Annotated in this window: 2 protein-coding genes; one reads left to right on the forward strand and one right to left on the reverse strand. The window is 50.6% G+C overall.

Going from position 1 to position 3,029, the window contains the following annotated elements:
* Positions 1–85: 85 nt before the first annotated feature.
* Complete coding sequence (locus Q3886_RS09740; protein WP_301861265.1) at positions 86–1,033, forward strand: 2-hydroxyacid dehydrogenase; 948 nt, start codon at positions 86–88, stop codon at positions 1,031–1,033.
* Between the two features lie 72 nt (positions 1,034–1,105).
* Here Q3886_RS09740 and Q3886_RS09745 read toward each other — a convergent pair whose 3' ends face one another.
* Positions 1,106–2,986, reverse strand: coding sequence for a sigma 54-interacting transcriptional regulator (locus Q3886_RS09745; protein ID WP_301861266.1), 1,881 nt, complete (start codon positions 2,984–2,986; stop codon positions 1,106–1,108).
* Positions 2,987–3,029 lie beyond the last annotated feature (43 nt).

Genomic DNA, 3,029 nt, shown 5'->3' on the forward strand with positions numbered 1-3,029 from the left:
TGTTTAACATATATGACTATCTATTTTTTTAAATATGCGTATAATGAAAGTACAGAGCTACTAATATTGAGAGGAGATGTTTGTCATGAAAATTGTATTACTGGAATCACTGGGGATTAGTCAGGAACTGCTCGATTCATATGTTCAGCCGCTGAAAGCCAAAGGATATGAATTTGCCGCTTACGAACGCAATGACGATACGGCTGTACAGATAGAAGAAGCGAAGGACGCAGATATCCTTATTATTGCCAATATGCCCCTGAAAGCAGAAGTCATCAACGCCTGCCCGAAGCTGAAATACATTGATGTTGCCTTTACCGGCGTCGATCACGTTGCTCTCGATGCGGCGAAAGCCAAGGGCATTAAAGTCAGCAATGCTTCCGGCTATTCGACAGTGGCCGTAGCCGAACTGACCATTGCCATGATGCTCGATTTGCTGCGCTATGTGCCGCAGGTAGACGCTGCCTGCCGGGCCGGCGGAACGAAAGCCGGATTCATCGGCTCCGAACTGGAAGGAAAAACGGTTGGCCTCGTCGGTACCGGTGCCATTGGTCATCGCGTTGCCGAACTGGTCCATGCCTTTGGCGCCAAGGTCATTGCCTATAACGGGTTTTCCAAGAAAGCCGATACAGAACTGATCAAATATGTGCCGCTGAAAGAAATGATGGAACAGGCAGATATTGTATCGCTCCACTGCCCGGTAACGGATAAATCCCGGGGCCTCATCAATGCCGAAACGCTGTCGTATATGAAGACGACAGCCTATCTGATTAACGAAGCCCGCGGCCCCGTCGTCGATTCTCAGGCCCTGGCCGATGCCCTGAACAGCGGCAAAATTGCCGGCGCCGGCATTGATGTATTTGAAACGGAACCGCCTCTCGATACGGCTCATCCCCTGCTCCATTCGAAAAATACGATCGTTACGCCCCACGTCGCTTTTGCAACAAAAGAATCCATGGCCAAACGGGCCGTCATCGTATTTGACAACATCGACGCCTACGTGGCAGGAAATCAGAAGAATATCGTTTTATAATTAAACAGACGCCGGTAACGAAGAAAACACTGCAAGGAACAGCCAATGTATGGCTGTACTTGCAGTGTTTTTTTATTCTTTCATTTTATTGAATACAGTCTGCCGGCTGATTCCCAGGAGTTTGGCAATTTGTGTTTTTGTGTATCCCTGGGCCAGCAGGTCTTCGATGACCAGCTGTTCTACGCTGCGCTGGAGCTGTTTCATGTTGATGTGCATATTTTCTGGTCTGACCAGGTGCGATGGCTGCTCCTGAGGCTGATCGAAGAGATACTGGTACGATGTGTCGTCAGTGTCGCCGAAAATATGATACCGCAGGGCCACACTGTGCAGTTCGCGAATGTTGCCCCACCAGTGATGGTGCTGCAATGCCGTCTGCAGCGCCGCTGGCAGCTCCCTGTTTCGTCCTGACAGCTGGCGGAGGAAGTGGCGGAACAGGTAGACAATGTCATGGGGCCGATCATTGAGGGACGACAGGTTCAGGGTCAGTGTATTGAGACGAAAATAGAGATCCCGGCGAAACTTTCCCGACTGGACAGCTCGCATGATATCGGCATTGCTGGCCGAGATGATACGGATGTCCAGGGGAATGACAGAGTCTGAACCGATGCGCATAATTTCTTTTGACTCCAGGACACGCAGGAGTTTGGACTGGATATTGGCGGACATGCTGTTAATTTCGTCGAGGAAAATGGTGCCGCCGTGAGCCAGTTCAAAGTAACCGGCTTTTCCTTCTTTTCGTGCTCCCGTAAAGGACCCGCCAGTATAGCCGAAGAGCTCGCTTTCCAGCAGTTCCGGCGGCAGGGCGGCGCAGTTGACGACGACAAAAGGACCATTTCGCCGGGGACTGGAGTTGTGAATGCTCTGAGCAAACAGCTCTTTCCCAGTGCCGCTTTCGCCCTGAATGAGGACCGGTGCGTTATACGAGGCAATGCGGCGGCCCGTTTCGATGGTCTGCTGCATGCCCTTGTCTGTTGTCAGAATATCGTCGAAGTGATGGGCTGCAGTCAGGCCCGTTTTAGCCAGTTTGTAACGGACGTTTTTTTCCAGCCGCTGCAGCTCTGTTACATCGCGAAAGGCAGCAATATACATCGTTTCGTTATCGGATTGAAAGGGGGCGGCATTGGCAACGAGTGTATATGGAGGGGACTGAATGATTTTATCTTTGTACAGGCTAGGCGTTTTGCTGCTGGAAAAGATATCAGGCAAAATATCGCCGATGTTTTGCTCTTCATTGCCAATGTGAAGAAAGCGGCGGGCCTGGCGGTTGATCTGGGAAATGGCGCCGTCTTTATTGTAGACGATAATGCCTTCATCTACGTGATACAGCACCGACTGGAGCAGGCTGAGCTGGCGGCGGTCTTTCTGCTGAAGTGCCAGCAGTTCATCGGCATACTGGTATACGGACAGAATCGTCGATTCGCTGGGGCGGATGGGATAGACCGGCATGGGAAGATACGAGGCGATCTGCGGCAGCAGGGTACAGCCGACGATGGCCGTGTTGGGCGTAATGGGAACCTTGTCCAGGAGCTGCAGCAGTTTGTCGTGGGAATCTTCAATGCTATATGGCGGATAGCGGACGAGTTTTTTCTGAATATCATCAGGACAGGCACTGCTGTCAAAGATGAAATGTTTATTTAAAAACAAATGAATTTTATCATATTGCGCTACCTGACGCAGCGTGTACAATACGTCTGTCGTCGAGCTGTACAGGCAGAACAGGGGCACATCCAGATGATTGTTCAGCAGAATCTGATGGCTGCCGCTGTTGGTGATGATCACCTTGGCTCCCCGGCGGATAAGATCGCGGGCCTGTTCTACTACGCGGGGAAAATCGATAATTTCGATTTCCGTCTGCTGCGGCAGCGTTCGAAATACGTCGCGGTATACCCATAATATATGCTCAATAGAACGTTTCATCGTAGTATCGGCAATGAGAAAAGCAATGTCGTTCATAGCGAGACCTCCCGGTTCTTGTTAGTAGTATTGTATCATGTAC

This window comes from uncultured Megasphaera sp., assembly GCF_958350005.1.
Taxonomy (GTDB): domain Bacteria; phylum Bacillota; class Negativicutes; order Veillonellales; family Megasphaeraceae; genus Megasphaera.

Coding starts and splice junctions, on each gene's coding strand:
- Q3886_RS09740 (WP_301861265.1), top strand. CDS start 86: ATGAAAATTGTATTACTGGAATCACTGGGGATTAGTCAGGAACTGCTC.
- Q3886_RS09745 (WP_301861266.1), bottom strand. CDS start 2,986: ATGAACGACATTGCTTTTCTCATTGCCGATACTACGATGAAACGTTCT.